The organism is Shigella sp. FC1967, assembly GCF_001743005.1.
Lineage (GTDB): Bacteria > Pseudomonadota > Gammaproteobacteria > Enterobacterales > Enterobacteriaceae > Proteus.
The window spans coordinates 1-5243 of sequence record NZ_MIIZ01000661.1; the positions used below are offsets into that span (position 1 = coordinate 1).

Below are 5243 nucleotides of genomic sequence, written 5' to 3' on the forward strand. Positions count from 1 at the left end.
GTTTTTTATCTTTTTTAAATACTGGTTTTCCTATTTTAAAAAAAAATAGCCCAATAAAAACATTGGGCTATTTAATTAAATATATATCTAATTATTTAAAACAATTGTTATTTAGGTGCTCTTTCAAGCAAAAATGCACGTAGTTGAGCAAAATCAGCAGGTAAAAAATGTGAAAGTAATTCTTTGTCTGCACGCTCAGCAAGCTCTTTAGGTAATGGTAATTCGCCACCTAAAATACGTTCAACACTTTCTTTAAACTTCGCAGGATGAGCCGTTCCTAAGAATAAACCATATTCACCCTCTTGAAGTCCATCACGCAATAAACGATAGGCAATGGCAGCATGAGGCTCTGAAATATAGCCTTTCTTCGCGAGTTCACGCACCGTTTCTTCTGTGGTTTCGTCACTCACTGACCCATGGGCAAGATCCGAAAGATCCCAGCCTTTACGACGATATAACTCTTCAATACGTGGCCAGTTATTTGGTTGGCTAACATCCATCGCATTAGAAAGTGTCGCAACAGTACGATGAGGTTCCCATTTACCATTATCTAAATAACGAGGAACAGTGTCGTTTGCGTTGGTTGCGGCAATAAAACGCTTAACCGGTAATCCCATCGATTTAGCCAATAAGCCCGCGGTTAGATCCCCAAAATTACCACTTGGTACTGAAATCACTAGCTGCTCATGTTTTTCTGCTGGGATTTGTGCAACCGCTTCAAAGTAATAACAAATTTGAGCAAGTAACCGGCTGATATTAATAGAGTTAGCTGAGTTCAAATACATGGTTTTCTTTAAGAACTCATCATCAAAAGCTTGTTTTACTAATGATTGGCAAGCATCAAAATCATCTTTAATTGCCACTGTGTGAATATTTTCACCTAATGTACAGAACAGTTTTTCCTGTAACGGACTGATTTTGCCTTCAGGATAAAGAATCACAACTTGTACATTGTCTAATTTGTAGAAAGCATGAGCCACTGCTGCACCAGTATCACCTGATGTTGCTGTTAAAATAGTGACAGGTTGGTTGCCAGCCACTTCTGACAACATTTGCGCCATAAAGCGACCACCAAAGTCTTTAAATGCCAGTGTCGGACCGTGGAAAAGCTCTAAACAACTCACATCATCTTCAACTTGAGTTACTGGCGCAGGAAATGCAAATGCGGTGCTAATACGTTTTGCTAAGACATCCGCAGGAATTTCATCACCAATAAAAGCGGTTAAAATACGGCTACTACGTGTTGCAAAATCAAGCGCTAATAATTCATCAATTTCAGCTTTAGAAAACGTAGGTAAGTCTTGTGGAAAAAAGAGCCCTTGTTGTTTACCCAAACCTTGTTTGACCGCTTGAGCAAAACTGACTTGCTCTTGATTATCTTTCAAATTATATAATTTCATGACTTATCCTATCTGTCTTGCGCCACGCGTATCTATACGGCAGATATGTACAAAACCTTCACTGTTTTGTACGTAGTTTTGTTTCAGCCATTCGGCCATCTCTTGTGCAAATTCTAATGAATCACTAATTGTAAAAATGGTAGGGCCTGAGCCTGAAATGCCACAAGCTAATGCGCCTTTCTTCTGCGAAGCCTCTCTGGCTTTTTCAAATCCAGGAAGAAGTTGAGTACGATAAGGCTCTGCAATCACATCTTGCATCAGATTAGCAGCTAACCCTGATTGCCGAGTATGACAGGCATGAATAAAACCAGATAAATAACGACCGTGGTTAATGATGTCTGCTTTAGAGTATTGTTTTGGTAAAATCGCTCTAGCTTCAGCCGTAGAAACTTTAATTCCTGGATATGCCATGACCCAATACCAATCATCAAAGGTGGGTACAGACTGACAAATAGTGCCATTTTGTTCCAAAATCAGTTGCAGCCCCCCTAAATAACAAGGTGCAACATTATCATAATGCACACTACCTGAAATACGGCCTTCAAGCTCCCCCATCATCAGTAATAATTGTCTTTCATCAAAAGGCTTTTGGGCAAATTCATTAAGCGCAACCAATGCGGCAACAACAGAACAAGCACTTGAGCCTAAGCCAGAACCAATTGGCATATTTTTCTCAAGTGTCATTGCAACAGAAAGTTTTTTGCCTAACTTTTCACAAAATAACTGCCAGCATTGATACACAATATTTTGCTTAGGATCTGAAGGCAATTTGCTAACAAAGTGCCCTCTACTTTCGAGTGTAAATGCCGAAGCCGCTTCAACGGTGACACAATCACCCAGTAATTGCCCATCAATAGGTGAAACTGCCGCGCCGAGGACATCAAATCCGACACTCACGTTGCCTATTGATGCCGGTGCATAAACTTTAACCACGCTTAAACTCCCAATTTCCATGATAAGGTACGTAATACATCTGCAAACACCCCAGCAGCAGTAACATCATTACCAGCACCATATCCACGTAATACCAATGGAATAGGTTGATAGTAGCGAGTGTAAAAGGCTAAAGCATTTTCACCATTTTTCACTTTAAACAGAGGATCATTTGCATCAACTGCCATTATTTTAACTTGGCATTTGCCTTCATTAATGATGCCGACATAACGTAATACCTTACCTGCTTTTTGTGCTTCTTCGACTTTAGCATCAAATTCAACATCAACTTGAGGTAAACGGTTTAAGAAGCTTTCTACATCACCTGAGCTATCAAATGAAACAGGCAGTACAGGCTCTACATCGATATCAGTTAGCTCTAATTTATAACCCGCTTCACGCGCTAAAATAAGCAATTTACGCGCAACATCCATACCGGAAAGATCATCACGAGGATCTGGCTCGGTAAAGCCTTTATCTTTTGCTAAAAGCGTCGCTTCAGATAAGCTTTTACCTTCATCTAATTGACCAAAAATGTAAGATAATGACCCTGAAAGAATACCATTAAATTGAACTAACTCATCGCCTGCGTTTAGCAAGTTTTGTAAGTTTTCAATCACAGGCAAACCCGCACCTACGTTAGTGTCATATAAGAACTTACGGCGTGAAGCTTCCGCAGCGTGTCGAATTTGATAGTAATAATCCATCGACAGCGTATTCGCTTTTTTGTTTGGTGTAACCACGTTAAAGCCATTTTGTAAGAAATTTGCGTATTGTTGCGCAATTTCTTCGTTTGATGTGCAATCAACGATCACGGGATTTAAGAAGTGGTACTCTTTTTCTAAACGAATAAGCTGGCTAAAGCTAAAAGGCGCTTTGGCTTCTTTTAAAGCATGTTGCCAATTATCTAAATCAATACCTTGCATATCTGTCAGCATCGCTCTTGAGTTAGCGATCCCACACACACGAAGATCGATATGCTTATTTTTCAACCATGCTTGTTGACGATGAATTTGTTCAATTAATGCGCTTCCCACACCACCCACACCCACAATAAAGACTTCAACGATTTGATTGGTGTTGAAAAGCATTTGATGGCATAAACGCACAGCATTGGTTGCCGAATCATTAGCAATAACAGCTGAAATTGAGCGTTCTGAAGAGCCTTGAGCAATCGCAACGATATTAATATTGCCACGAGTTAATGCAGAGAAAAATCGCGCTGAGATCCCTTTTAAAGTGCGCATACCATCACCTACAACAGAGATGATAGCGACGTTCTCCATGATATCTAATGGATCAAGTACACCATCTTTTAATTCTAAATAGAACTCATCTGATAATGCTTTTTGCGCTCTAATCAGTTCTTTTTGTGGTACGCAAAAGCTGATGCTGTATTCAGAAGAAGATTGTGTGATCAGAACAACAGAAATACCCGCTCTCGACATAACAGAAAACACACGAGCAGCCATCCCTACCATACCTTTCATACCTGGACCTGATACATTGATCATCGCCATATTATTAAGGTTGGTGATCCCTTTAACGGGTGTACTATCGTCTTTTTGACCATCACCAATTAATGTACCTGGCGCATCAGGGTTGCCTGTATTTTTTATTAAACAAGGAATTTGGAATTGAGCGATTGGTGCAATAGTACGAGGATGGAGTACTTTAGCGCCGAAGTAAGAGAGTTCCATCGCTTCTTGATAAGACATGCCTTTTAACAGACGCGCATCAGGAACTAAACGAGGGTCACAAGTATAAACACCGTCAACATCTGTCCAAATTTCACAACACTCCGCACGTAAGCAAGCCGCTAATACAGCAGCAGAGTAGTCTGAACCATTGCGACCTAATACTACGAGTTCATTCTTTTCATTACCCGCAGTAAAACCTGCCATTAAAATTATATCGTCTTTTGCGATATTGAGTTCTAAGATGCGGCGAGTAGACTCAGGAATATCAACTGTCGATTCTAAATAATGACCTTGGGCGAGTAAATTTTTGACAGGATCGATCACTGTAACATTATAGCCACGAGCCTGTAGAACAGATCCCATAATGGCGATAGAAAGTTTTTCACCACGGCAAATCATCGCTGCATTGATGCTATCAGGGCATTGGCCTAATAAAGCGATCCCGTGAAGAATATGTTTGATCTCTGCAAATTCACGCTCAACTTTATCTTTTAAACCCTCATAATCAAAACCAGGTTGTTTTTCTCTTAAACCTTGTAATAAGTTGGCAAAAATTTGCTCGGCTTCTCGTACTTGAGTGAGAGGATCTTCGCCTTCTGCCGTTTTTTCAATCATTGCAACCAAGTAGTTGGTTATCTTGGCTGGTGCTGATAATACAAGAGCGACTTGTCCCTGCTCTCTTTTTTTTCTCAGCGATATCAGCAACATTCAGCACACGCTCTGCGTTGGCAACTGAAGTTCCTCCAAATTTTAACACTCGCATACAGCTCTCCTGATTTTTCACCCAAAAAAAAAACCCGCATTTCTCAATGGCGGGCTTTTTTCGATTTTCGTTTTTTTATATGCGACAGCCCGCCCCGCAATATAAAATTCCGGTGGTGGTGGTAATAATTGTCATTTTAGCTGGGCTGTAAATACGCATAACTATCCTGTCTGTCTCAAATTTAGTTTGACTATATACTGGTTAAAGCAAAGCGAGAGAGATGTCAAATTTTTTCTTTTTTTTCACCAAAAAACAAACTCAAATTAAGTAAAATATATTCGAACCTTACGCCTATTGTAGTATACATATTGCTATCACTACGGGTTAAATAAAGAAAAATAAAGCTACCATTTTAGAGTTATTTGGGGGATTTGTACTTTTTATAAGGAATAAGGTATTTTTATGCTACTTTTAAAATTGTGTAACAAAAACTGGAAAAAAAAAAAA

At 39.6% G+C, this 5243-nt stretch carries 2 protein-coding genes and 1 pseudogene; all 3 read right to left on the minus strand.

Annotated elements, in window-relative coordinates; all coding sequences use genetic code 11:
* Positions 1–107: 107 nt before the first annotated feature.
* The 3 genes and pseudogenes from thrC to thrA all read right to left on the minus strand — a co-directional run bounded on the left by thrC (position 108) and on the right by thrA (position 4796).
* Complete coding sequence (gene thrC, locus BHE89_RS08990; RefSeq protein WP_069730290.1) at positions 108–1400, minus strand: threonine synthase; 1293 nt, start codon at positions 1398–1400, stop codon at positions 108–110.
* Between the two features lie 3 nt (positions 1401–1403).
* Complete coding sequence (gene thrB, locus BHE89_RS08995) at positions 1404–2354, minus strand: homoserine kinase (RefSeq protein ID WP_069368656.1); 951 nt, start codon at positions 2352–2354, stop codon at positions 1404–1406.
* A pseudogene (gene thrA, locus BHE89_RS09000) lies at positions 2336–4796 on the minus strand (bifunctional aspartate kinase/homoserine dehydrogenase I). The gene thrB and the pseudogene thrA overlap by 19 nt, the downstream one beginning before the upstream one ends.
* Between the last annotated feature and the right edge of the window lie 447 nt (positions 4797–5243).

Bases quoted from the DNA above. Each gene is read 5' to 3' on its own strand.
- thrC (WP_069730290.1), bottom strand. From the start codon at position 1,400: ATGAAATTATATAATTTGAAAGATAATCAAGAGCAAGTCAGTTTTGCT.
- thrB (WP_069368656.1), bottom strand. From the start codon at position 2,354: ATGGAAATTGGGAGTTTAAGCGTGGTTAAAGTTTATGCACCGGCATCA.